Here is a 25,832-nt window from a genome sequence, read left to right as displayed (position 1 = left end):
CCATGCAAGGTTCAAGGCTTTTCGGGCTGAGTGAACACTCACGGTAGGAGGCAGCGCCAGCTGCCGAACGCCCCGATGAAACGGCACTCACCTGCTCTGCCGACTCCTGCCGGGATCCCGGGAAGCCCCTCGAACGGGGCTTCCCAGATTCCCAAGCCCCGCTTACACCGTGCTGTCCACCTTCAGGGAATGGTCGCCCAGCAGGCCATTGATGATGGCCGAGTTGTTCTGCAACCCCACTACCATCCCATTGGCATCGGTGCTCACGTTATAGGCCTGGGCCAGGTTCACATGTTGCAGCTCGATGCTCTGGACAGCAGCGCCCCCGGCGGTGGCGCTGATGTCGATGGTCGAGACCAGGCTGTCGCCGCTGCCGCTTACCTTGAAGCTGAGCAAGCCTTCCAGGTCGCTGTGGCTGGCGTCCCCCAGCAGGGCAGCGAGGTCAAGGGTATCGGTACCTAGCTGGAAGTCAGTGACCGTGTCCGTACCGCTGTCGCCCGCCTGCCAGACGAAGGTATCTGCTCCAGCCCCACCGCTGAGCGTGTCGTTGCCGCTCCCCCCGATCAGCGTATCGGCCCCGGCACCGCCGTACAGTTGGTCATTTCCCTTGCCGCCTTCCAGGATGGTGGCGCTATCGCCGGCGTGGAAGATGTCGTCGTAATCCGACCCGATCAGATGCTCGATGCTGTTCAGGGTCTGCCCGCTGGCCCAGCCCCCCGTGCTGCCATCGCGCAAGTCCACGGTCACGGCGCTGGTGGCCGCGGCGTAGCTGGCGGTATCCGTGCCCTCACCGCCGTCGAGCAGCACGGTGTGGGCGCCAGCGATCAACAGGTCGTCGCCCGCGCCACCGTGCAGCTCCTGGGCGTCGGTATCATTGGCTACCAGCGTATCGTCCGCCTCGGTTCCGTTGACCACGGCAACGCTCGCCGCCTGCGTTTCGACCAAGGCGCTGCTGTGCGCGTTTGTCTCGGCCTGGGCGGTGTCGGTGGTGCTGGCCGTCGCGGTCGATGCCTGGGCCTGGCTGTAGTCTAGCGTCAGGTTCAGGTCATACGCCTCGGTGCCGGTGGCCGCGTCGGTGTTGGTCAGGGTGATATGGTAGGTGCCCGCGGTGCTCGCGGTAATGCTGTTGTCGCTGACCGCCACGGCGCTGCCATCGTCCAGGGTGTAGGTGGCCGTCACTGCCCCCGTGTTGATCGCAGCGGAGTCCAGCACCAGGGTTTCGCCCTGACGCAGGGATACGCTGATCGTGTCACTGGCAGTGGCCGACTGAGCGACGCCCAGGGTACCCGTGATCAACAGTGCCGCGGTCAGCGCGACGGTATTGGCGTAGAACTGCGCTCGCTGCACGTCCAGGCTGGTGCCGCTCACTGCCAGGGTAGCGACACTGGTAGCGGTGAAATCCGCCGCCAGGCTGGCGGACGCCTCGCTGCTCTGCGCGCTGGCAATCGCACTGGCCGCAGCCTGCGGGTTCACGTTCACAGTGAGGGTAGAGCTGGCGCGGTCACCGTCATTGTCGACCAGGGTATAGCCGAACTGCTCGGTGTAGCTGTTGCTGTTGTTCGCGGCAACGTACTGGTACTGGCCGGTTTGCAGGTTGATGACGAAGGTGCCGCCCTGGCTGGTTTCCACCGTCAGCGCGCCGCTGGTGCTGTCGAAGCTCCAGGTGCTGCCGGCGCTGCTGGCGCTGACCGCGCTGGCGCCGTCGAAGGTGTAGGTCACGCCGTCCACACTGACGGACAGCACATGGCCGCCGTCCACGCCGAACTCGGCAACACTGGTCAGGGTGCCACTGGCTGAACCACCGGTCACTGTTCCGCTGAGCACGGCTGACAGTTGCGAGAGATCGCTGACCACCACCGGTGCCGTGTCCGTGCCCGTGGTGCCATCGTAGGCGATCGGGTCCAGGTAGACAGCCTTGGCGCTTGGTCCAAGGCCGATGGCATAGGACTGGATCTGGTTGGCATCCAGGAAACTCTGCCAGGCCGCCTGCTCCGTGCTGTCGATGCCGTCGCCCAAGGCGGTATCGGTCTTGTTGCCGGATTGGCCATTGCCGGTCTTCGGACGGTCGTCCGACAGCGTCGGGTTGCCGTCGGAGAGGAAGTAACTGACGTTCTGTGCCCCGGTCAGCTTGCCAGCGGTGGCCCAGGCCTGTTCAGCGCCGGCCAGGGCGTAATCGTAGTTGGTGCCGCCACCATTGGTCAGGGCATCGCTGTTGATCAGCGCCTTGGCTTCGGCCACCGTCATCCACTGGGTGCTGAGCACGTTCTCATGGTTGTTGAAGGTCACCACCTGCACCCGCACATCGCCCAGATTGTCGTACTGGGTCAGTAGCTCGGTGATCGCCTGCTTGGCCAGGTCCAGACGGCTGAGCCCATTGACCTTCGAATCGTTGCCCATGCTGTTGGAGATATCCAGCACCACCAGTACGTTGGTATCGACAGTGGACGAGGCCACGCTTTCGGTAATGGGCGCGGCGACAGGGTTGTCGTCCTCGATGCGGACGTTGAGCCAGGCGGTGCCAGAGTCGCCATCGCAATCGGTGGCCACCAGCTTGAAATCTTCGGACAGCTCGCTCTCCCCGACATTGTGCTGCTGCGCCTCGGACAGGGTATAGCTGTAGCTCACTACGCCGGTGCTGGCATCGTAGCCAGTGATGGTCAGGGCGTTACCCAACTGACCTGTGATGGTCACCGGCAGGCCGGTGGAACTGCCACCGATGACGTCCACTCCATCGATGGTCAAGGTAGCCAGGCCATCCCTGGTATCGAGGGTAAAGGTGCCGGTACGGGTCAGCTCGGTAGCGTCGGGGTCGCTGCCGCCTGGCAGGTTGGCCTCGTAGACGCGCTGCTCGCCGCCGTCCACGCCCAGCCCGATGAAGGTCACCGGATCATCGGGGTTGGTGACGTTGACGGTCAGGGTCGTGGTTGCCGTATCGCCATCGCTGTCGATCACCGAATAGCTGAAGACATCGGTGCCGTTGCCGACGGTCGCATTGCCGGCGAGCAGGTCCCGGTAGGCCTGGCTGGTGGTGTCGAGGGTGTAGGTATAACTGCCGTCCGCCGCCAGCACCAGGGTGCCATAGGTGCCAACGTAGGTGCCGGCATTGATGACCGGGCTGGCGATGGCATCGGCGCCCAGGGCGTCGTTCCCAAGCACGTTGCCACTGACCACCGAGGTGGTGTCGTTCACGTCGGCGGTGTCAGCGACGGCAACAGGGTTATCGTCCTCGATGCGCACGTTGAGCCAGGCAGTGCCACTGTCGCCGTCGCGATCCGTAGCGACCACCTGGAAGTCTTCAGATAGCTCGCTTTGCCCCTGGTTGTGCTCCTGGGCAACGGAAAGGGTATAGCTGTAGCTGACCACACCCGTGGCGGCGTCATAGCCAGTGATGGTCAGCGCATTGCCCAACTGGCCGGTAATGGTCACCGGCAGGCCCGTGGCAGTGCCGCCGATGACATCCACGCCGTCGATGGTCAGGGTGGCCAGACCATCCCGGGCGTCCAGGGTAAAGGTACCGGTACGGGTCAAGGCGGCTGCGTCCGGATCGCTGCCGGTACTGAGGTTGGCCTCCAGTACGCGCTGCTCGCCTCCGTTCTGCCCAAGGTTGCGGATGATCACCGGGTCATCCAGGTTGGTCAGGTTCAGCGTCAGGGTCGCGGTACTGCTGTCGCCGTCGGAATCGCTCAGGGTATAGGTGAAGGTATCGCTGGCCGAGCGCCCGCCATAGAGGGCATCGAAGGCGGCCCCGGCGGCATTCAGGGTATAGGTGTAGCTGCCGTCTGCTGCCAGCACCAAGGTGCCATAGGTACCCACGTAGGTGCCAGCGGCTACACCGCCTCCGGCGACCGCGTCCGCGCCCTGGGTATCGTTGGCCAATACGTTTCCACTGACGCTGGTCAGTTGCTCGGTGGCCGTCACTGCCTGGGCATCACCCACGGCGGTTGGCACGTCGTCCTGGATCACAACGTCCAGGCTGCCCGTGGCGGTCGTACCGTTGCTGTCCACCGCAGTGACGGTGAGGCTTTCGCCCAGGGTGTTGGTACCGTCCCCGGCTGGATGCTGCTGATTGCCGACAAGGGTATAGGTGTAGGTCAATACTCCGGTGGTGGTGTCGAAACCCGTAACCGTGAAGAGGTTGCCGTCGGCGGTGGTGAAGGACTGCCCTATTCCCACGACCTGGCCGGCGCGTATCACCTCCAGGGTTCCGATGAGCAGGCTCGTCAGGCCATCGGCCGCCGTCACCGTGAAGCTGCCGCTCTGGGTCAGCGCGGCCGCGTCCGGGTTCGACCCCGTGGCCAGGTTCGCCTCGTTCACGCCCACCTCGCCCCCGGCGACATCCAGGCCGCCCAGCACGACTAGGTTATCGGGAGGCAGTACCGGAGCCGCTGCAGCCAATGTCACCAGAGGCGGCAGGTCCGGATCGGGAAATTCAGGCGTGGCGGCCAGGCCAGCGGTAGGAAAGCCGACCGTCGGCGCAACAGCGCCGCCTACCTCGGTCAGCAATACGAAGCTATGCCCCCCGCCGCCACTCGGAACCCCGGTAGCGCCCGTACCTGTCGGGCCGGCCGCGGTCGGCTCGGAGGCCAGGGTAGGGTCGACGCCTGCGGCGATGGCCTGCTGCAAGGCATTGACGTCGTCCAGGGCGGTGTCGGCGATACGGTCGCCCTCGACCTGGATGTCCGGGGCCTGATGGTCCAGCAGCCCTTCGTTCAGAACCAGCGCGCTGCCACGGCCCAGGGCCAGCTCCTGGCCGTTCTGCAGATGCACGGACACGGCACCGCCAACGCCGGTATCCAGTTGCTCGCCCGCATAGAGACGATCACCTTCCACCAGAATGCGACGGGTGCCATCACCGGCGACTGCGAATACCTGCCCAATAACTTTACTGACGACACCGATCAAGGTTGCCATTGCCCACTCCTCCATTGCTTCTCAGCACCAGGCCGTTGCGCAAAGGAGACAGGAGATGTGCCCCGGAGTTCATGACCGGCTGGCGAATTGCTAGCTCTGACCATGGCAAAGCGCCATTTTTTTGCGTAGGGTACTGAACAAACGCAGTAAAGTTACGCTCTGAGACGCTTTGTATCGAACATGAGAGCGGAAAACCGCCCTGCGGACTGCGGTGACAGAAAACCGCCACCCTCACATTTGCCCAAATTCCTTCTGGAGTACGACCCGCCGATCCCTTTTCACGCCTCTCGACTACTACCGGCAATCTATCCGGAGGCCGCCCCATGCGGCGCTTCCAGCGTTTCCGGCGTAGCTAAGATGAACCCAAAGGCACGGCGCTTCATAAGTTTATTTGGCGATAAGTGTTATGAAAAAAAGTTCTTAACGATCCAGAATTTTCTTTGTATCTCCAGTGTTAGGATCCGTGCACGGAATTATAAGAAAATTCGCCAAAAAAATGGCGACTGCCAATATTCAGGGACAGGGAGAAGTACATCGATGCGCATTTTAACCCCCATCTGCAGCGCGGTATTGTTGGCGATCGGGGCCTCCCAAGCCCACGCCATGACGCTCCAGGAGGCGATCCAGAGCACGGTGGACACCCACCCTGAATTGCAATCGAACATCAACAGCCGGCTAGCCGCTGATGAGGACATCAAGGTTGCCCGGGGCGCTTACCTTCCCAGCGTCGACTTTGTCGGCGGCTATGGCCGCGAAAGGTCGGACACGCCCACTACCCGCGCCCAGGGTGGGCATCACAAGGAGCTGCTGACCTACACCACCTCCGAACTGCGCCTGCGCCAGATGCTGTTCGATGGCTCCAGCGCCACTCGCGAAGTGTCTCGCACCCAGGCGGTGTCCACTTCGCGCGCGTTCTATGTCCAAGGCGTGGCCCAGGACCTGGCCCTGCGTGCCGTGGAGGTTTACCTGGAGGTGCTCAAGCGGCGCGAGCTGGTAGACTTGGCCAAGAACAATCTGCAGGCCCATTTGCGGGTCAACGACCAGATCGGCCTGCGCACCGAGCGCGGCGTGGGTAGCACCGCCGACAGTGATCAGTCCCGCGCCCGTCGCGCCCTGGCCGAGAACAACTACCAGACCGCCCTGGTCGACCTGGCGGACGCCGAAGCCAATTTCTTCAGCGCCACCGGCCGCATGCCCGATGAACTGGAGGCCCCGGCATCCATCCGTGGCGAGCTGCCGGCCGATATCACCGAAGCACGCCAGACGATGATCGATGCCAACCCCTACCTCAAGTCCGCGCAGGCTGATGTACAAGCCGCCGAGCAGCAGTACGAGGGAGCCAAGTCGCAGTTCTACCCACGGGTGGATGCCGAGGTGGCGGTAGGCGCCAATAACAACATCTCCGGCGAGGAAGGCCACGCCAACGACTGGCGCGCCGGTGTCGCCGTCAGCTACAACCTGTTCCGCGGCGGTAGCGACAAGGCTCGCCTGCAAGGCGACGCGCATCGCATCAACCAGGCGATGGACATTCGTAACAATGCCCTGCGCAGCCTGAACGAAAACCTGTCCCTGGCCTGGAACGCCATGCTCAACGCCCGCCAGCAGGCACCGAGCGCCCGCGAATACGCTGAGACGACCACCAAGGTACGCGCGGCCTATCAGAACCAGTTCGGCCTGGGCCAGCGTACCCTGCTGGACCTGCTCGACAGTGAAAACGAACTCTACAACGCCAACCGCCGCTATACCGAAGTGCGCTATACCGAGGAGTATTCGATGTACCGGGTATTGGCGAACATGGGTGAGTTGCTGCCAAAGTCCAGGATCGTGCTGCCGGCAGAGGCCGTGGCCAAGACTGATGTGAAGAGCGAAGCGCGGTTGCCTGAAATGCGTTAAGCCAGACCGGCGCCAGGGTTCGCCCGCTGGCGCTGGCCCCTACCGGAAACCAGGGCAAACCGAAGACCGGCAGGGGTAGCGGCAAATGACGAATGCGGCGTAAGGGCATACCCGCATTCGCCAGCCTTTGCGGGTCAACCCACCAAGGATGGATCGATCACCAGCACCACCTTGCCGGTGATCTGGTTGCTGGCCAGTTCGGCGAAGGCTTCCTCGGCTTCGCCGATTGGGAAGGTCCGGGCAATCTGAGGGTTGAGACGTTTTTCCGTGAACAATGGCAGCACTTCCTGGCCCAGCTCGCGAAGGAGTTCGGCCTTGAAGCTGTCGTCACGGCTGCGCAGGGTGGAGCCGATCAGCTGTATGCGCTTGCCCAGCATCAGCCCCATATCCAGCTGGGCCTGGCGTCCGCCCATCACACCGATCAACACCCAACGGGCGTCCTGTGCCGCTACTTGAAGGTTGAGTTCTGCGTAGCTGGCGCCGACCGGGTCGAGGATGACATCGAAGGGCCCCAGGTCCTTGAGCCCGTCCAGGCCGTTGTCGCGCACCACCCCACCCTGGGCGCCGAGCTGTTCGCAGTAGGCCAGGCGCTCAGCCGAGCCGACCGTCACCCAGGTAGGGTTGCCGAAAGCCTTGCACAGCTGGATCGCCGCCGAGCCGATGCCACTGGCGCCGGCATGCAGCAGAACCTTCTGGCCGGGCTGCAGGGCGGCCAGCTGGAAGAGGTTCAACCAGACCGTGCCATAGACTTCCAGGATAGCCGCGGCCTCGATCAGCGTCAGGCCTTCCGGCACCGGCAACACATGGCGGGCATCCACCACCACTTCCTCGGCCATGCCGCCGCCGGCCAGCAAGGTGCAGACCCGGTCTCCGATGTTGAGGGACACCCCCGCCCCCACTTCGGTGATGATCCCGGCGCATTCAAGCCCTAGGACTTCGCTCGCGCCGGGCGGTGGCGGGTAATGCCCGGCCCGCTGCAGCAGGTCGGCCCGATTGAGCCCGGCGGCCGCCACGCGTATGCGCACCTGCCCCACATCGCACGTCAAGTCCGGGTACTCGGCCCATTCCACATGCCCTTCCACGCCTTGCAATGCCTTCACGCTGCCTCCATAGTTCACTCAGACTGAGCCCCGCGCACTGGCGCGGGGTTTTTTGCATAATGTGACCCAAATACCGGGCTACCGCATGAACAGGATTTAATGTAGTAGCCCTGGAACCGGTCCATTCAAAGACGGCCTAATATGCGTGATCAATTGTCCCCTCGTCGAATGAGCATGAAGCAACTATTCCCCGGTACCGCCCTGGCGTTAGGCATCAGCCTCAGCCTGCTGTCAGCCCCAGGCTTTGCGGCCAACAGCTGGAACAGCCTTCAGCCTGACCGCGACGAGGTGATCGCCAGCCTCAACGTCGTCGAATTGCTAAAGCGTCATCACTACAGCAAGCCACCGTTGAACGACGCCCGTTCGGTCATCATCTACGACAGCTATATCAAACTGCTCGATCCTTCGCGCAGTTATTTCCTCGCCAGTGACATTGCCGAATTCGACAAGTGGAAGACCCAGTTCGACGACTTCCTCAAGAACGGTAATCTCGACCCTGGCTTCACCATCTACAAGCGCTACCTGGACAGGGTCAAGGCTCGCCTGGACTACGCGCTGGACCTTCTGGACGAAGGCGTGGACAAGCTCGACTTCAGCAGCAACGACACGCTCGAAGTAGAGCGCAAGGATGCTCCGTGGCTTACCAGCAATGCCGAGCTCGACGATCTGTGGCGCAAGCGTGTCATGGACGAGGTGCTGCGCATGAAGCTGGCGGGCAAGGATTCCAAGCAGATTCAGGAAACCCTTACCAAGCGCTACAAGAATCAGCTGGCCCGCCTGGACCAGACCCGCGCCGAAGACATCTTCCAGGCGTACATCAATACCTTTGCCCAGTCCTACGACCCGCACACCAACTATCTGTCGCCGGATAACGCCGAGAACTTCGACATCAACATGAGCCTGTCCCTGGAAGGCATCGGGGCGGTGTTGCAGAGCGACAATGACCAGGTAAAGATTGTACGCCTGGTACCGGCCGGCCCCGCCGACAAGACCAAGCAGGTAGCCCCTTCCGACAAGATCATCGGCGTGGCCCAGGGCGACAAGGAAATGGTCGATGTCGTCGGCTGGCGCCTGGACGAAGTGGTCAAGCTCATTCGCGGGCCCAAGGGTTCGGTGGTGCGTCTGGAAGTGATCCCGCACACCAACGCCCCCAACGACCAGACCAGCAAGATCGTCTCCATCACCCGCGAAGCGGTGAAGCTCGAGGAGCAGGCGGCGAAGAAGTCGGTATTGCACCTGAATCAGGACGGCCGTGACTACAAGCTGGGGGTTATCGAGATCCCGGCCTTCTACCTGGACTTCAAGGCCTTCCGCGCCGGGGACCCGGACTACAAGTCCACCACCCGTGACGTGAAGAAGCTGCTCAGTGAGCTGCAGAAGGAAAAGGTCGACGGGGTGGTCATCGACCTGCGCAACAACGGTGGCGGCTCCTTGCAGGAGGCGACCGAGCTGACCAGCCTGTTCATCGAGAAAGGGCCGACCGTGCTGGTGCGCAACAGCGACGGCAAGGTAGACGTACTCGAAGACGAAAACCCGGGCGCCTTCTACAAAGGCCCCTTGGCGCTGCTGGTCAACCGCCTCTCGGCCTCGGCTTCGGAAATCTTTGCCGGCGCCATGCAGGACTACCACCGTGCCTTGATCATCGGCGGCCAGACCTTCGGCAAGGGCACGGTACAGACCATCCAGCCCCTGAACCATGGCGAGCTGAAACTGACCCTGGCCAAGTTCTATCGCGTTTCCGGGCAAAGCACCCAGCACCAGGGCGTGCTACCGGACATCGCCTACCCATCCATCATCGACACCAAGGAGATCGGCGAGAGCGCGCTGCCTGAAGCCATGCCGTGGGACACCATCAAGCCTGCGGTCAAGCCTGAAAGCGACCCGTTCAAGCCGTTCCTGGCCCAGCTGAAGGCCTTGCACGACAAGCGCACCCAGGACGACGCCGAGTTCGCCTACATCCGCGACCGTCTTGCCCTGAGCCAGAAGTTGGCGGAGCAGAAAACGGTGAGCCTGAACGAGGCCCAGCGCCGGGCCGAGCACACCAGTATCGAGGCCCAGCAACTGGCGCTGGAAAACGCGCGTCGCAAGGCCAAGGGCCAGGAGCCGCTCAAGGAGCTGAAGAAGGAGGAAGAAGACCCGCTCGCCGGGGCACCTGACGACAGCAAGCCGGAAGAAGACGCCTACCTGGCCGAGACCGGGCGCATCCTTATCGACTACCTGCGCCTCAACACCCAGGTAGCGAAACATTGATAAGCCCGAACGTTAAAGCCGGATGAATGATGGCTTTTAGTCATCATTCTGTCATGCAACTGTCGTGAAATACCAAGCCGGGCTCAGGCCCGGCTTTTTCTTTTGCGGCATCGGGGCTCGCATGACCATCACCGAACAGCTCGGCGCCCTGGAGGCCATCCTGGCCCAGGGCAGCGTCCATACCCTCTTCCAGCCCATCGTGTCCTTGGCCGAGCGTCGCCTGCTCGGCTACGAAGCCTTGACCCGGGGCCCCTCCAACAGCCCGCTGCACTCACCGCTGAATCTGTTCGCCGTGGCCCGGCAAACCGAGCACCTCAGCGAGCTCGAAGTGCTGTGCCGGCAGACCGCATGCCGTTGTTTCAGCGAGCAGCGCTTGCAGGGCAAGCTGTTCCTCAACGTTTCGCCGGAATCGCTGCTCGAACCCGTGCATCCCTCCGGGCTGACCCTGCAATTGCTGCAACGCTATGGCCTGTCGCCGAGCCAGGTGGTGATCGAGCTGACCGAGCAGACGCCCACCGATGACTTTCAGTTGCTGTCACGGGCACTGCACCACTACCGCGCCATGGGCTTCACCATCGCCCTGGATGACCTTGGCGCCGGCTATTCGAGTCTGCGCCTGTGGTCCGAATTGCGTCCGGACTACGTCAAGATCGACCGGCATTTCATCGAGGGCATTCATCAGGACGCCCTCAAGCGCGAGTTCGTCGGGTCTATCCTGCAGATCGCTCGCCGCTCCCGTGCTCAGGTGATCGCGGAAGGCATCGAGCAGGTGGAAGAACTCACAGTGCTCAGCGAGATGGGCGTGGACCTGGTTCAGGGTTACCTGATCGCACGCCCTCAGGATCGCCCCGTGCGTGATGCCAGCGCCCTACTGCCTCGGGTTGAAACGGCACCCATACTCGCCGAGGAAGGCCGCGACCTGCGCGACCTGTTGTTATCCCAGGCCGCGGTGCGCGCCGATGTCCCCATCGCCAAGGTGCTGGAGGCCTTCCGCCTGCAAGCCAACCTCAATTCCATGGCGGTGCTCGATGAGCAAAGCCGGCCATGCGGCATCGTGCATCGTCACTCGCTGTCCGATGCCTTGCTCAAACCATTCGCCACCGATCTGCTCGCCCGCAAGCCCATCAGCCGCCTGATGGGTGAAGACTTCCTCGCCGTGGAGATGGGTCAGTCGTTGCAGCAAGTGAGCCGATTGCTTACCAGTCGCGCGCGCCAGCGCATCGAGGAAGATTTCATCATCACCGAGGGCGGGACCTACCAGGGCATGGGTCGGGTCATCGACGTACTAAAGCTCATCACGGAATTGAAGATCGAACAGGCTCGCTATGCCAACCCCCTCACCCTGTTGCCGGGCAATGTACCCATCCGCCAGTGCCTGGAACGGGCACTGTCCCAAGGGCGGGAGGTTGCCGTGTGCTACATCGACATCGACAGCTTCAAACCCTTCAATGACCTTTATGGCTATAGCCGCGGAGATGAGGTGTTGCTGGCCCTGGCTCACTGCCTGAACGAGCGGGTGGACCCGAGCCGGGACTTCCTGGGGCATATCGGTGGCGACGACTTCATGCTGGTACTGGGCTCGGGGGACTGGCAGCCGCGGCTGGACCGGCTGATCGAAGACTTCACCCAGCAATGCCGCCGGTTCTATCGCAGCGAGCACCTGGCCGAGGGCAATTTCGTTTCCCACAACCGTCAGGGGGTGCGTCAGACCTTCCCGCTGCTGTCCCTGTCCATCGGCGTGGTTCATGTAAGGGCCGAAGATTGCCATGCCCTGAATGCCGAAGACCTGGCAGCGAAAGCCTCCGAGGCCAAGCACAGGGCCAAGGAGATAGAGGGTTCGGCGGTGTTCATGCAGCCGGCAAATGGGGCGGGTATCACACCGTAGCAGCCGGCCTTGGCCGCGACCGGGTCTGACACCAAGCCATGCCCCGCCGCCACCGGCCGCGGTGGGGTCTCAATCAAACCCGGAAACAAATGATCTGTGAGCGCGTCGGCGTTCAGGCAATACCCTTTCTGTACATCCGCCAGGAAGGCTCACAATGGCTTATCGCACTCATACGCTCAGGCACGGTCGTTTTTCTGAGATTGGCCGTGCGTATCTGATTACCATCACCACGGACAAGCGCCTCGCGCGCTTCATGGACTGGTTTCAGGCCAGGCCTGTGATCGAAGCTCTCAGGGCCGCCGATCAGGAGATCGGACGTCGCCACCTACGCCTGGGTGGTCATGCCTGACCATCTGCACTGGTTGTTCTCCCTACGAAACCGCGATCTTGGTAGTGTCGTGGGTCGATTCAAATCGCGTTCCACCCAAGGCTACGACCGAGGCGTGGGGCGCACGGGGAAGCTGTGGCAAAAGGGTTACACGATAGCGCGTTGCGTTCAGAACACGCCCTACGCCAGGCGGCTCGCTATATCGTCGCCAACCCGTTACGCGCCGGCCTGGTACGCCGGGTCGGCGATTATCCAATGTGGGATGGGTGCTGGCTGGCCCTGTAGCCCGCTCTTGGCGGCGACGGAGCATGCTGGTCGTCCAGGACACGCGCCGCCAAGCTACGAGGGGTCGGCGTGGTAGGCCCCTGGATAGCTGTACTCGAATACCCGCGCCACTTCGGAGGCATGCCAGGACGCGGCGGCCACGCCATCCACCGGGCCGGAAAACCGGCCCAGGCGCTCCACGCACTCGAAAAAACCGGTACGTGGCAGGCGGCTGGCGCCCTGGCTGATCACCAGGGAGCTGCGCAAGGGCTGTTCGGCCCGAGCATCGAGCATGGCCAGATGTTCCAGGGCAGCGGTAAGTGTCTGCATGGCGGGGGTGGGCAGTTGCAACCGCTCCAGTAGCGCGCGATAGGTAAGCAAGTGCCGCTGGCGGCGCGCCACGTCCAGTTCGCTGAGTAGCTCATCCCAGTGCTGTCGGCTGATCCTCACCGGCATCCTTCGCCCTCCACGCCAAGGATGGCGCATAGCGCGACGACGCGCAGCGCGCGTTCCGGTTGAGCGACCTGCGCTTGACCTGGGAATGTCATTGAAACCCTCCTGGAAACCGGCCAGCGGCCCGATGACGACAGAAGGGACATCTTAACAGCGCCGGCGCTGGCGAGGAGCACCACGCAGCGCCGGGCCGACATACGTGACTGTCGCCCCCTCAGGAACGGCCCAGGTACTCCCCTTCCAGGGGCGCGACCTGCTCGGGTACGCGCTCGGCCACATTCAGCGCTTCCGGAGTTTGCCGGGAGCGCCAGGTGCGGAAATGTTCCAATTCCGCCTGGACCACGCGCATCACGAAGCCCAACACGGCGATGTCGTCGAGCATGCCCACGCCTAGCAGCCAGTCCGGCACCGCGTCGATCGGGCTGACGAAATACAGCAGGCCGGCAACGATGGAGAACACGGCCTTGGTGCTGACGGCTCGGTATTCTCCGCGCCAGTAGGCCAGGCACAGGGCTTGCAGCAAGGCTATATCCTCTTTCACCTGGCCCAGGCGTTTGCCACGCATCTTGCGGGTCACGGCAATGGCCAGGGCCGGGAGCCGACCACGGGCAACCAGGCGCTCGGCCAAGGGAAGAAAGCGGGTGAAGCCAAAGGGTGCCTTCATGAAGCCTCCGGGCAGGTCTGAAGGATATCCACAGTTTTTGTGGATAACCATGTGAACAGTGGCGCTGGATCGGGCTACAGGCCCCAGCGCTCAAGGGTCAGGGTCGAATCGGCGTTTTTTCGTTCACATCTCGTTGTAAACGAACGCCTATAACAGGGCCGTGAAACGGATACAACCCCTCTGGATTCTGACTTGCCGCCAGGCTGAGGGTTCGCTTCCATACGCCGCCAACGCATGCCAGGCCCTTGAAACGACAACGCCCCGGCAGGCGGGGCGTGGTCGACAGCGAACGGCTTACTGCTTCTTGGCAGCGGCGTCGTCTTCAGGCGCCTGCTCGGCGTCCTCGTTCGCGGCCGCCTTGGCCGGATCCTTGATACCGATCAGTTCCAGGTCGAATACCAGCACCGAGTTGGCCGGGATGGTCGGGCTTGGGCTCTGCGCGCCGTAGGCCAGGTCGCTCGGGATGAACAGCTTCATCTTCTCGCCCACGTGCATCAGCTGCAGGCCTTCCACCCAACCGGGAATCACACCGCTGACCGGCAGGTCGATGGGGCTGCCGCGTTCCACGGAGCTGTCGAATACCTTGCCGTCGATCAGCTTGCCAGTGTAGTGGACGGTCACCACGTCGGTGGGCTTGGGCTGCGGGCCGTCGCCTTTCTGCACGACCTGGTACTGCAGGCCGGAGGCCGTGGTTACCACGCCGTCCTTCTTGCCGTTTTCTTCCAGGAACTTCTTGCCGGCGGCCAGGGACTCCTCGCTCATCTTGGTCATCCGCTCCTCCGCGCGCTTCTGCAGCGCAGCGAAGGCCTCGACCAGCTCCTCGTCCTTGAGTTTCTGCTCTTTCTTGCCCACCGCGTCTTCGATGCCCAGGGCTACTGCCTTGGAGTCCAGGTCATCCATGCCTTCCTGGGCCAGGCTCTTGCCCATGTTCAGGCCGATCCCGTAGGACGCCTTCTGGGCAGGGGTTTTCAGCTCGACGCTGCTGGTTTGCTTGTCGCAACCGGCGAGAACCAAACCTACCAGGGCGATCGCAGCCGCCAACCGATGCTGTTTCATGCTGTTTCCTTGTGTGGGGCGCCATACGAAGGGCGGTCGAGTAAAGCCGCGAGCTTAGCAGGCGGGCCAGACCAAAGGCTATGCCATAGGAGAGGCAAAGGTCCGATAAGTTCAAGCTACCAAAGGATTTTCCCTTTGGCAGCTGAAATTTTGTTTACCTCTCAGGCACGGTTTTCCTCGCCGTCCCGATAGCTCGCCGCTACCTCGCGAACTGCGTCGCAGAGCCATTGCCCTGGTAAGGACAACGGCAAGGCCGCATTGCTGCAGATGCCCACGGAGCCACCAGGTTCGCGTACCCCCAAGCGCAGCTCGCACAGCTCGCCTTGCTGGACGTCGCTGAGCACTGCATCCCGCGGAGCCACCCAGATGGCATCGCTGGCCAAGACATAACGACGGCTCAAGGTCGGCGAGAGGGTCTCCAGGCGCTGGGCAGACGGCGCAATGCCGCACTGCACGAACAGGCTGTCGGCATGCTTGCGGATGGTGGTGCCCGCGAGCGGCAGCACCAGAGGGAACGCGGGTATCCGAGCGACGTCCGTGGCGTCCCCCTGCCGGAGCGGATGGCCCGGTCGCACGACCAGGGTCATGGCCTCGCTGTACAGATGCTCGAAGGTCAGCCCCTGGATCTGCGGATTGTCGGCCACGCGGCCGATCACCACATCCAGTTCCCCCACGTGCAACTGCCCCAGCAGATAAGCCCCCGGCCCGGTGGCCACGCTCACCACCAGGGAGGCATGACGCTCGTGCAACAGACTGAGCACCTGGGCCATGAACTGGCTCTCTACCGTCGAAAGGACGCCCACCCGTACCAGTGGCGGTTCATGGGCGCTGTCTCGCAAGGTACTGACGCCATCGCGCAGTGCCTGCACACAAGGCCCGGCGTAGCGCATGAAACGCACGCCGGCGGGCGTCAGGGCCACGCCTCCTTTGCTGCGCTCGAACAGACGCGCCTGCAGGAGCTCCTCGAGCTCCTTGAGGGTCTTGGAAATGGCCGGCTGGCTGATGGAAACCGCGTCGGCCGCCTTGGCGAAGCTGCCATGACGGGCGATTTCCAGGAAGCACAGCAGGTGACGAAATTTGATTCGGGTATCGAGATTCATGGCGCCGATTCTACTCGGATCGCCATGCCTGGCGTCGAAACCTTATCTGGGGCCTAGCTGGCGATCTCCACCCGTCCCTGACGCAACCTCACCGGCCAGGTACTCAGCATCTGGGCCGGATCTTCCAGACAACGCCCGTCGCGCAAGCTGAAATGCTGCTTGTACAAAGGCGCGGCGACCACGGGTTCGCCACTCAGGTCGCCGATCAGGCCACGACCGATCACCTGGGCGCCTGAGCGCGGGTCGCGGTTGTCCACGGCGTAGAGCTCGGTCGACTGCCCCGGCAGGTAGAAGAGCGCGACCTGGCGACCCTGGTGCCAGGCCACCACCCCTGAAAACGGCACCAGGTCCCCTTCCTGGCACAGGGTGATCCATTCGGGTTCGGCGGATTGGATACGGTTCACGGCGCTCATCCCAGCACCTCCTCGGCAACCTGGACAGGGATCAATGTGACTTCATCCGCACGGGCCGGCCGACGCTGGCCGCGCTCGCGCACGAAGCGCAGGCTCGGGTCGTCGCGATGCTCGTTGACGAAGGTGCGGAAGCGCTTGAGCTTTTCCGGGTCTTTCAGGGCATTGGCCCATTCGCATTCATAGCGATCCACCACCAGTTGCATTTGTGCTTCCAGTTCATCCCCCAGCCCGAGGCTGTCGTCGATGATCACGGCCTTGAGGTAGTCCAGCCCGCCTTCGAGGCTTTCGCGCCAGACGGAGGTCCGCTGCAGCTTGTCCGCCGTGCGGATGTACAGCATCAGGAAGCGATCGATGTAACGGATGAGGGTCTGGTCATCCAGGTCAGTGGCGAACAGCTCGGCATGCCGCGGGCGCATACCGCCGTTGCCGCACAGGTAAAGGTTCCAGCCGTTTTCCGTGGCGATCACGCCTACGTCCTTGCTCTGGGCCTCGGCGCATTCCCGGGTGCAGCCGGATACGGCGAACTTGAGCTTGTGGGGCGAGCGCAGGCCCTTGTAGCGATCCTCGATGAGCAGCGCCATGGCGACGCTGTCCTGTACGCCGTAGCGGCACCAGGTGCTGCCTACGCAGGATTTGACGGTGCGCGTGGACTTGCCGTAGGCATGCCCAGTTTCGAAGCCAGCGTCGATCAGCTCTGCCCAGATGTCAGGCAGTTCGTGAAGCTGGGCGCCGAAGAGGTCGATGCGCTGCCCCCCGGTGATCTTGGTATAGAGATCGTATTTCTTGGCCACCGCGCCGATGGCGATAAGCTTGTCCGGGGTAATCTCGCCACCAGGAATACGGGGCACCACTGAATAGGTACCGTTCTTCTGCATATTGGCCATGAAGGTGTCGTTGGTGTCCTGCAGCGGTACCAGCGAAGGCTCCATGATCGGCCGGTTCCAGCAGGAGGCCAGGATAGAGCCCACCGTGGGCTTGCACACATCACACCCGAGGCTGCCGCGGCCATGGCGGGCATGCAGCGCCTCGAAACTCTCGATACCTTCTACCCGCACCATGGCGTAAAGCTCCTGGCGGGTGTAAGGGAAGTGCTCGCACAGGCTCTTGTCCACGGCGACCCCGCGGGCGCTGAGTTCATGCTCGAACACCTGCTTGAGCAAGCCGGCGCAACCGCCGCAGCCAGTGCCTGCCTTGGTCTGGCACTTGAGCGCGCCAAGGTCGCCACAACCCCCGTCGATGGCAGCGCAAATGGCGCCCTTGCTCACGTTGTGACACGAGCATACGGTCGCGGTGGCAGGCAAGGCATCGGCACCCAGCAGCGGTGCCGCTTCGCCCCGGGGCAGGATCAGGCTGGCAGGGTCCGCCGGCAATGGCAGGCCATTCTGGGCATACTGCAGCAAGGTGTCGTAATAGCTGTTGTCGCCGACCAATACGGCGCCGAGCACCTTTGTGCCGCTGGCATCCACTACCAGACGACGATAGCTGGCGGTGGCCTCGTCGATGAAGCGGTAGCTGCGGGCCCCTGGGGTAGCTGCGTGTGCGTCGCCGATGGAGCCCACGTCGACCCCCAGCAGCTTGAGCTTGGTGGACATGTCCGCGCCGCTGAAGCTGCCGCTTGCGGTTTCGGTCAACAGGCCGGCCAGGTTGCGCGCCATGGTGTAGCCAGGGGCGACCAGGCCGAACACCATGCCGCCCCAGGCGGCGCACTCGCCGATGGCGAAGATGGCTGGATCACTGGTGCGGCAGTCATTGTCGATCACGACCCCGCCCCGTGGCCCGATCTCCAGGCCGCACGCACGCGCCAAGGTGTCCTGAGGCCGGATACCGGCGGAAAATACGATCAGGTCGGTTTCCAGGCATTCGCCGCCGTCGAAGTTCATCCGGTAGCGATAAGTCTCCCCGGCTTCCACGCACTGAGTAGCGCGAGACAGGTGTACGCCTACCCCGAGGGCTTCGATCCGCGCGCGCAAGGCAGCTCCGCCTTCGGCATCCAGCTGCACCGGCATCAGCCGCGGCGCGAACTCCACCACATGCGCTTCGAGCCCGAGTGACTTCAATGCATTGGCCGCCTCCAGCCCCAACAGTCCACCCCCAACCACCACGCCTCGCCGCGCGCTGCTGGCGGCCGCGCGGATGCGGTCGAGGTCACCCAAGGTACGGTACACCAGACGGGCGTCGCCCTCGCAGCCGGCAATGGGCGGCACAAAGGGGTAAGAGCCCGTGGCCAGCACCAGGCGGTCATAGTGGTACCGGCCCTTGTCAGTGACCACGGCACGATGGACCCGGTCGATCTCAAGCACCGTCTCGCCGTGGTGGGCCTGGATGCTGTTGTCCCGGTAAAAGCTCTCGCCATTCATGGCCAGGGTTTCGGCATCCTTGCCGGTGAAGTATTCGGACAGGTGCACCCGGTCGTAGGCGCGCTGAGGCTCTTCACCAAAGACATGGACGTCGAAGCGCGCGGTGGCGCCATGCTGTACCAACTGTTCAAGCAGATGGTGGCCAACCATGCCGTTTCCGACGACGATCAGCTGTTCACGCGGCGTGTGGGTCAAGATCGAGTTCATAGGCTGCCTCGCTTGGCTAAAAACAGAAAGGCGCCTGGAGCCCAAGAGAGCTCCAGGCGCCTTTGCCTGGTATTCACGGTATGTGTTGTAAGGGAGCCGCGTTGCTCACCACCGCCATGCCGGTCGGCTTTGACCGCATGACACCCGGGCGCTGCGCCGGGTTTGTTGATACCTACTTTGCAACGCCTGTGCCAATCCGTAACCGGTTGATTTTTCTGAGCTTCTGTCAATCTGCAGAAGCTCTGGATGACCCAGGGCGGTGCATGGCCATTCAACAGTCCCGGTTATGGGGCATCAATAAACGTCTCGCAGATAGCGATGTTCACGCCCCAGCGCGTCCAGGTAATCGTTGGCCTGGGTGGCGCTCAAGCCACCGAATCGCTGAATGACCTCCAGCAACGCCCCCTGTACGTCTCTGGCCATGCGCTGGGCATCCCCACACACATAGAAGCTGGCGCCCTCCTCCAGCCACTGCCACAGGCGCGCGCCCTGCTCCAGTAAGCGGTGTTGCACATACACTTTCTCGTCCTGGTCGCGGGAAAACGCGGTATCCAGATGAGTCAGGTGCCCGCTGCGCAGCCAGCCTTCCAGTTCTTCCCGGTAGTAGAAATCGGTGGCGCGGTACTGCTCGCCGAACACCAGCCAGTTACGGCCCCTGGCCCCTTGGGCCTCACGCTCGTGGAGAAAACCGCGGAAAGGGGCCACGCCAGTGCCAGGCCCTACCATGATCACTGGGGTGTCAGGATTTTCGGGGATATGAAAGCGCGCCGACGGCTGAATGAACAGCCGCACCTGGCTGGCGCTGGCGCGGTCCGCCAGGTAGCCCGAGGCAACCCCATGGCGGCCCTGCTGGCCATACCGGTAGCGCACCGTGGACACAGTGATCTGGACTTCGTCCGGGGTATGCGCGGCGCTGGAACTGATGGAGTAGAGCCGTGGCTGCAGGGGCTTGAGCAGCGACCGCAGTTCGTCCAGGGAGGGGCGCAGGCTGTAGGCCTGGAGTAGGTCCACTAACTGACGGCCCCACAGCCAGCCCTGCAGTTCGGTCTTGTTCTCGGGCGCCAGTAGCCGTTGCAGCTCCGAATCCCCACTGGCGCAGGCCACCCAGGCCAGCCATTGCGGGGTGACCCGGCTGATATCCAGGTGCAAGCGCAACGCCTCGGCCAGGGGCAGCGAACCCTGCTCCAGGTCCCAGCTCGCCTGGCCATCCAGCCCTAGGCTGATGAGGAACTCCTCCACCAGCGCGGGGCAATTCTCCGGCCAGATGCCGAGGGCATCCCCGGCTTTATAGGTGAGGCCCGAGCCACTGAGGTCGAACACCAGTTGCCGGGTTTCCTTGGTTGCCCCTGGGCCGCTGAGCAGCCGGTTGTGCAACAGGCGCGTGCTCAAGGGGTTACAACGGTCATAGCCTGCTTGTCGGGCTTGCTCGGCGATCGGCACGGGCACCGCCAGGGGCGACTCCAAGGCCAGGGCCTGGCATAGCTGGCGCAGCCACTGCCCCGACCTGGCGCTATCGCCGCCATGGCAGTCCTGCCGGGGCACCAGCGCGGTGGCACCCAAGGCTTGCAGTTGTTCGTCCAGGCGTCGTCCAAAGCCACAAAAGGCGTCGTAACTGGGATCACCCAAGGCCAGCACGGCATAACGCAGGTTGGCCAGCGCTTCTTCGTTTTGCAGCGCGGCCCAGAAGTTCGCGGCGTTATCCGGCGCCTCGCCGTCGCCGAAGGTGCTGGTCACCAGCAGGGCGAGGCTGGCCTGGCGCAGATGCGCCGGGGTCACCTCATGCAATCCTTTGAGCTGCAAAGGCAGGCCTTGTTGCGTCAGTTGAGCACCGAGGCGCTCGGCCAGCGCCTGTGCCGTGCCCGTCTGAGAACCCCACAGCAGCAAGGGTTGACCTTCAACAGGCGCCACCTCCGCTTCGTCCACCCGTTGTGCCGGGGGCCCCACACGCTCCAGGCGCACCGCCGCGAACTTGAACGCCGGTTGCAGCGAGTCCGCGTCCACAGCGTCCTGGGTCAGGGCATTGACAGCCAGGCCTTCGCCATGGACATCGCTCCAGTGGAAGGGCGCGAAACAGTTGCCCGGACGTACTCGGTCAGAGACCAGGGCCGGTAGCTCGGCCTGGCCGCGGCGGGTCGACAGACGCACACGGTCGCCCTGCGCGATGCCTAGAGCCACCGCGTCCTCGGGATGGATTTCAACGAAGGGCCCGGGGTTGAGGCGATTCAGGGCCGGGACCTTGCCGGTCTTCGTCAGGGTGTGCCATTGATGCTGCAGGCGCCCGGTGTTGAGTACCCAGGGAAACGCTTGGTCAGGGCGCTCCACGGATGGCAAATGTGGCCGCGCCAGGAAACAGGCCCGCCCGGTGGGCGTTGGGAAGCGCAGGCCTTCTGGCCCCAGATAACGGATAGGGTTGCGCCGGGTGTCGGTTGACTGTATCGGCCATTGCACAGGGCCCTGGCGCAACTGCTCATAGTCAGTACGCCCCAGGTCGTAGCCGGTCTGCGGGTTGGCGAAGCCGCGGATTTCCTCGAACACTTCAGCGGCGTTGGTGTAGCTGAAGTGAGCGCCATAGCCCATGGCGCACGCCACCCGGGCGATCAGCTGCCAGTCCGCCAGGGCGTCGCCGGGAGCCGTTACCGCCTGCGTCGCCAGGGTAAGGTTGCGCTCGGAGTTCACCATCACCCCGTCGGCCTCGGCCCAGAGCGCGCCAGGCAGCAGGATATCGGCATAGGCGTTGGTTTCGGTATCCAGGAAGGCGTCCTGGCTGATGACCAGCTCAGCGGCCTTGAGGCCTTCGATCACCCGATTACGGTTGGCGACACTGGCCACAGGGTTGGTACAGATGATCCAGCAGGCCTTCACCTCGCCCTGGGCCATCGCCTCGAACAGGCCAACCGTGCCTTCGCCGCTCTCGGTACGCAGGTGACCGCTCGGCAGCCCCCACCGGGCTTCGCTGAAGGCGCGATCCGCGGCGACCAGGGCTGAGCGCTGGCCTGGCAGGCCGGGCCCCATGTAACCCATCTCGCGGCCACCCATGGCGTTGGGCTGACCGGTGAGGGAAAACGGCCCGGCGCCTGGCCGGCAGATCGCCCCCGTGGCCAGGTGGAGGTTGCAGAGAGCGTTGGTATGCCAGGTACCCTGCACGCTTTGGTTCAACCCCATGGTCCAGCAGCTCATCCAGTTGGGATTTTCGCCGATCCAGCGCGCCGCCAGGCGCAGGTCTGCTTCCGCCACTCCGGTGATGGCGGCTACTCGCGCTGGGGGATAGTCCGCGAGGAATTCGGGCATGGCTTCCCAGCCTTCGCAGTGTTGGGCGATGAATGCCTGGTCGATGCGGCCTTCTTCCTGAAGCAGGAACAGCAAGCCATTGAGCAGGGCCAGGTCAGTGCCTGGCCGAAGCTGGAGGAAGAGGTCGGCTTTTTCCGCCGTAGCGGTCCGCCGCGGGTCCACCACAATCAGCTTTGCCCCGGCTTTGCGCCTGTCGAGCAGGCGCAGGAACAGGATCGGATGACAGTCGGCCATGTTCGCCCCGCTGACGAAGAAAAGGTCGGCATGGTCGAAGTCATCGTAGGCGCCTGGCGGGCCATCCGCGCCCAGGGACTGCTTGTAGCCCGTGCTGGCGCTGGCCATGCACAGCCGGGAATTGGATTCGATATGGCGGGTACGGATGAACCCCTTGGCGAGCTTGTTGGCCAGGTACTGGGCCTCGAGGGACATCTGCCCGGATACATAGAGCGCCACGGCATCCGGGCCATGGGTATCAATGATGGCGCGCAGGCGTTGGGCGCACTGCTCGATGGCAGTCTCCAGCGCCACGGCGGTCGCGGGTGATGCCCGGTCCGGCCGGGCCCATGCCTTGTCCAGGCGCCCGGGGCTGACCACCGGCAGGTGGGCCGTCATGCCTTTGGTACAGAGCCGGCCCCTGTTACTCGGGTGTGCCTTGTCGCCACTGACGGCGATGATGCGATCATCTTCTACGGTCATCACCAGCCCGCAGCCAACCCCACAATAGGGGCAAACGCTGCGTACGGTTGCCTGGGCCATTGCCGTGTCTCCTTCGCCTGAACGCAAAAAGGCGCCGGTTGCCCTCGCCTTTCAGCGGAGCAACACGGCGCCTTTGTCGTGACTGCAGCCTGCGTTGGCTGCGTTTGCGAAGGAGGAATGCAGGTTTTGGGCCAGGGCTGCTGGCGGTGCGAACCAGCCCAGCTAGCGGATAGCTATAGCAGCGCCGGATTCGACAGCTCCGCTGGCTAACCAGTGGAAGCGTCAGCGCGGGTGAAGCATTGCGCCTGATCACAGAGCCCTTTCGCTAGCTCCCACCATGATGACCTTGCTGTCCAACGAAACTTGAAGTTTCGCGAGTGACTGGAGCAAGGCTGGTCTGGCACGCACGCAAATGGCGCAAGACAGGCCTAACCGCACGACTTCGGTTCAGCCAGCGGAAACGAAAAAAGCGACCCTAAGGTCGCTTCTCCAATGCTGGAAACGGTTCAGGCGTTTCCAACGAGATATGGCGCAGCGGACGGGACTCGAACCCGCGACCCCCGGCGTGACAGGCCGGTATTCTAACCGACTGAACTACCGCTGCGTGATGAATCAGGCTTTCGCCCAGGGTGCAACGACTGACCGAGGCGGGGTGTGCTTCGATCTCAAGCTTGTAGGCAACCAAACCTGGAGTAAAAATGGCGCAGCGGACGGGACTCGAACCCGCGACCCCCGGCGTGACAGGCCGGTATTCTAACCGACTGAACTACCGCTGCGCGTCGGTGGACTTTCGTCCGCTCTAGAATCAGAGCACTTCGAAGTGGTGGGTGATGACGGGATCGAACCGCCGACCCTCTGCTTGTAAGGCAGATGCTCTCCCAGCTGAGCTAATCACCCGTGTACTGCGTCGAAGTGGTGCGCATTTTGGACAGGAGGCGCATGTAAGTCAATACCCTGCTTGAAGTTTTTTTCAAAACCTTCAAACGTAGATCATCTTGCGCGTCATCCCGCCGTCGACGACCCACTCCTGCCCTGTAATGAAGCCAGCGTTCACCGACAGCAGCCAGGACACAGCGGCAGCAATATCCTCCACCGTGCCGACGCGCCCGACCGGATGCTGGGCATGATCCTGCTCGTCCAATGGCGCAGCCCGACGCTCGCCGAGGTCTCGCGCATCGACCCATCCGGGGGAAATGGCATTGACCCGGATTTCCGGGCCGAGACTTACAGCCAGAGCATGGGTCAAGGCCAGTACGCCGCCCTTGCTGGCGGCATAGGCCTCACTATCGGGCTCGGACTGATGGGCCCGGGTCGAACAGAGATTGACAATGGCACCATTGCGCGCCCGCAGGTAAGGTGCGCAATGACGCGCCAACAGCATGGTGCCTGTCAGATTCACGTCCAGCACCCGACGCCACCGAGCCAGCGAAAGACTTTCCAGCGGGCCGTTATGAGCCGTGGCCACGGCGGCGTTGCAGACCAGGGCATCGAGGCGACCGAAACGCGCCAGAGCCTCGGCGACACCGGCCACCACCTGCTTTTCCTCGGCCACGTCCATGCCGACGAAGGTAGCGCCCTCTCCGAGGGAATCCGCCACCAGACGGCCGCGCTCCACATCGATGTCACTGAGCACCACTTTCCAGCCTTCCACCAGCAACCAGGCCGCGATGCCCAGGCCTATCCCGCGCGCGGCGCCGGTCACCAGTGCCACCTTGGCGTCCCTGAAGCCGCTCCCGACAATTTCCATGGGTATCACAGCGCCGCGAGGCCTCGAGCCATGTCGGCCTTAAGGTCAGCCAAGTCTTCCAGCCCCACCGCCACCCGGATCAGGCTGTCACTGATGCCCGCGGCTTCACGCTCCTGGGGTGACAACCGGCCGTGGGAGGTAGTGGCCGGGTGCGTGATGGTCGTCTTGCTGTCGCCCAGGTTGGCAGTGATGGATACCAGTCGAGTCGCGTCGATGAAAGCCCAGGCACCGGCCTTGCCGCCCTTGACCTCGAAACTGACCACACCGCCGAAACCGCCGCGCATCTGCTGCCGTGCCAAGGCATGCTGGGGATGACTCTCCAGGCCTGCATAGTGCACCCGCTCCACGCCCGGCTGGCGTTCCAGCCATTCGGCCAGGGCCTGGGCATTGGCGCAGTGGGCGCGCATGCGCAGGCTCAAGGTTTCCAGCCCCTTGAGAAAAACCCAGGCATTGAACGGGCTGAGGGAAAAGCCTGCGGTACGAACCACGCCGACCATTTCCTTCAAGTGTTCCGCGCGTCCAGCCACCACACCGCCCATGCAGCGCCCCTGGCCGTCGATGAACTTGGTCGCCGAATGCACCACGATGTCGGCGCCAAGCTTGAGCGGCTGTTGCAAGGCCGGCGTGCTGAAACAGTTGTCCACCACCAGCAGCGCGCCCCTGGCATGGGCCACCTCGGCCAGCGCGGCGATATCCACCAGTTCCGCCAGGGGGTTGGAGGGGGATTCCACGAACAGCAGGCGGGTATTGGGTTTGATCGCCCGCTCCCAATCGCCTACATCGGCCAGCGGTACGTAGTCCACCTCGATACCGAAGCGCTTGAAGTATTTGTCGAACAGGCTGATGGTCGAACCGAACACGCTCTGGGATATCAGCACATGATCTCCCGCGCTGCACAGCCCCATGGCCACGCCGGTGATGGCCGCCATGCCGGTGGCGAATGCCACCGCCTGCTCCGCCCCTTCCATGGCCGCGATGCGCTCCTCGAACGAGCGCACGGTGGGGTTGGTGTAGCGCGAATAAACGTTGCCAGGTACCTCTCCGGCAAAACGGGCCGCCGCGTCGGCGGCGGTGCGGAACACGTAGCTGGACGTGAAAAACAGCGGGTCGCTGTGTTCGCCCTCCGGCGTCCGATGCTGGCCGGCGCGCACCGCCAGGGTGTCGAAGCCCACGCCGTCGAGATCACTGTCAAGGCGTCCTGCGTCCCAGTCCTGGCTCAT

14 protein-coding genes, 3 tRNA genes and 1 pseudogene are annotated in these 25,832 nt (G+C 63.5%); 4 read left to right on the top strand and 14 right to left on the bottom strand.

The features are described 5' to 3' along the window. Positions 1 to 162 precede the first annotated feature (162 nt). The gene (locus tag BN1188_RS15035; protein ID WP_040262237.1) at positions 163 to 4,911 is read right to left on the bottom strand and encodes a retention module-containing protein; all 4,749 of its coding nucleotides are present in this window, start codon (positions 4,909 to 4,911) and stop codon (positions 163 to 165) included. Positions 4,912 to 5,448: 537 nt separating this feature from the next. Between BN1188_RS15035 and BN1188_RS15030 the strand changes: the two genes are divergently transcribed. Further along, entirely contained in the window at positions 5,449 to 6,804 is a 1,356-nt protein-coding gene (locus BN1188_RS15030) for a TolC family outer membrane protein (RefSeq protein WP_040262236.1), read from the top strand. Between the two features lie 134 nt (positions 6,805 to 6,938). On the opposite strand, the gene BN1188_RS15025 is transcribed toward BN1188_RS15030, so the two are convergent. Beyond that, positions 6,939 to 7,904: an NAD(P)H-quinone oxidoreductase gene (locus BN1188_RS15025; RefSeq protein ID WP_040262235.1), complete on the bottom strand. Its 966-nt coding sequence runs from the start codon at positions 7,902 to 7,904 to the stop codon at positions 6,939 to 6,941. A 174-nt stretch (positions 7,905 to 8,078) separates the two neighbouring features. On the opposite strand from BN1188_RS15025, the gene BN1188_RS15020 reads away from it, so the two are divergent. The 3 genes and pseudogenes from BN1188_RS15020 (at position 8,079) to BN1188_RS15010 (ending at position 12,652) form a co-directional block, all read left to right on the top strand. Next, a complete protein-coding gene (locus BN1188_RS15020; RefSeq protein ID WP_187375328.1) occupies positions 8,079 to 10,154 on the top strand; it encodes a carboxy terminal-processing peptidase in 2,076 nt (691 codons plus the stop codon). A gap of 121 nt (positions 10,155 to 10,275) precedes the next feature. After that, complete coding sequence (locus BN1188_RS15015) at positions 10,276 to 12,039, top strand: bifunctional diguanylate cyclase/phosphodiesterase (protein WP_040264015.1); 1,764 nt, start codon at positions 10,276 to 10,278, stop codon at positions 12,037 to 12,039. Positions 12,040 to 12,193: 154 nt separating this feature from the next. Beyond that, positions 12,194 to 12,652 (top strand): annotated as a pseudogene (locus BN1188_RS15010) (REP-associated tyrosine transposase). Between the two features lie 54 nt (positions 12,653 to 12,706). Here the strand turns inward: BN1188_RS15010 and BN1188_RS15005 are convergent. The 12 genes from BN1188_RS15005 to BN1188_RS14950 form a co-directional block, all read right to left on the bottom strand. Further along, positions 12,707 to 13,087 carry a hypothetical protein gene (locus BN1188_RS15005; protein ID WP_040262233.1) on the bottom strand — a complete coding sequence of 127 codons (381 nt, stop codon included), beginning with the start codon at positions 13,085 to 13,087 and terminating at the stop codon, positions 12,707 to 12,709. A 211-nt stretch (positions 13,088 to 13,298) separates the two neighbouring features. Beyond that, positions 13,299 to 13,748: a YkvA family protein gene (locus tag BN1188_RS15000; RefSeq protein ID WP_040262232.1), complete on the bottom strand. Its 450-nt coding sequence runs from the start codon at positions 13,746 to 13,748 to the stop codon at positions 13,299 to 13,301. Between the two features lie 294 nt (positions 13,749 to 14,042). Next, complete coding sequence (locus BN1188_RS14995; RefSeq protein WP_040262231.1) at positions 14,043 to 14,804, bottom strand: BamJ family beta-barrel-assembly machinery protein; 762 nt, start codon at positions 14,802 to 14,804, stop codon at positions 14,043 to 14,045. 161 nt (positions 14,805 to 14,965) lie between these two features. Next, on the bottom strand, positions 14,966 to 15,904 hold the full coding sequence (pcaQ, locus tag BN1188_RS14990) for a pca operon transcription factor PcaQ (RefSeq protein WP_040262230.1): 939 nt from the start codon (positions 15,902 to 15,904) through the stop codon (positions 14,966 to 14,968). A gap of 53 nt (positions 15,905 to 15,957) precedes the next feature. Beyond that, positions 15,958 to 16,317, bottom strand: coding sequence for a nitrite reductase small subunit NirD (nirD, locus tag BN1188_RS14985; RefSeq protein WP_040262229.1), 360 nt, complete (start codon positions 16,315 to 16,317; stop codon positions 15,958 to 15,960). Beyond that, the gene (gene nirB, locus BN1188_RS14980) at positions 16,314 to 18,881 is read right to left on the bottom strand and encodes a nitrite reductase large subunit NirB (protein ID WP_040262228.1); all 2,568 of its coding nucleotides are present in this window, start codon (positions 18,879 to 18,881) and stop codon (positions 16,314 to 16,316) included. Before nirB ends, nirD begins: the two co-directional genes overlap by 4 nt. 294 nt (positions 18,882 to 19,175) lie before the next feature. Continuing rightward, positions 19,176 to 22,925 carry a bifunctional nitrate reductase/sulfite reductase flavoprotein subunit alpha gene (locus tag BN1188_RS14975; protein WP_040262227.1) on the bottom strand — a complete coding sequence of 1,250 codons (3,750 nt, stop codon included), beginning with the start codon at positions 22,923 to 22,925 and terminating at the stop codon, positions 19,176 to 19,178. Positions 22,926 to 23,392: 467 nt separating this feature from the next. Further along, positions 23,393 to 23,469: transfer RNA gene (locus tag BN1188_RS14970), tRNA-Asp, on the bottom strand. A 95-nt stretch (positions 23,470 to 23,564) separates the two neighbouring features. Continuing rightward, a tRNA-Asp gene (locus BN1188_RS14965) sits at positions 23,565 to 23,641 on the bottom strand. Between the two features lie 45 nt (positions 23,642 to 23,686). Next, positions 23,687 to 23,762 (bottom strand) — tRNA-Val (locus BN1188_RS14960). A gap of 82 nt (positions 23,763 to 23,844) precedes the next feature. Next, complete coding sequence (locus BN1188_RS14955) at positions 23,845 to 24,612, bottom strand: SDR family oxidoreductase (protein ID WP_040262226.1); 768 nt, start codon at positions 24,610 to 24,612, stop codon at positions 23,845 to 23,847. Positions 24,613 to 24,617: 5 nt separating this feature from the next. Then, positions 24,618 to 25,832, bottom strand: coding sequence for an O-succinylhomoserine sulfhydrylase (locus BN1188_RS14950; protein ID WP_040262225.1), 1,215 nt, complete (start codon positions 25,830 to 25,832; stop codon positions 24,618 to 24,620).

This window comes from Pseudomonas massiliensis, assembly GCF_000826105.1.
In the GTDB taxonomy this organism is placed as follows: domain Bacteria; phylum Pseudomonadota; class Gammaproteobacteria; order Pseudomonadales; family Pseudomonadaceae; genus Aquipseudomonas; species Aquipseudomonas massiliensis.
The sequence above is the reverse complement of the archived record's forward strand: the minus strand, read 5'-3'. Positions and strand labels throughout refer to the sequence as shown.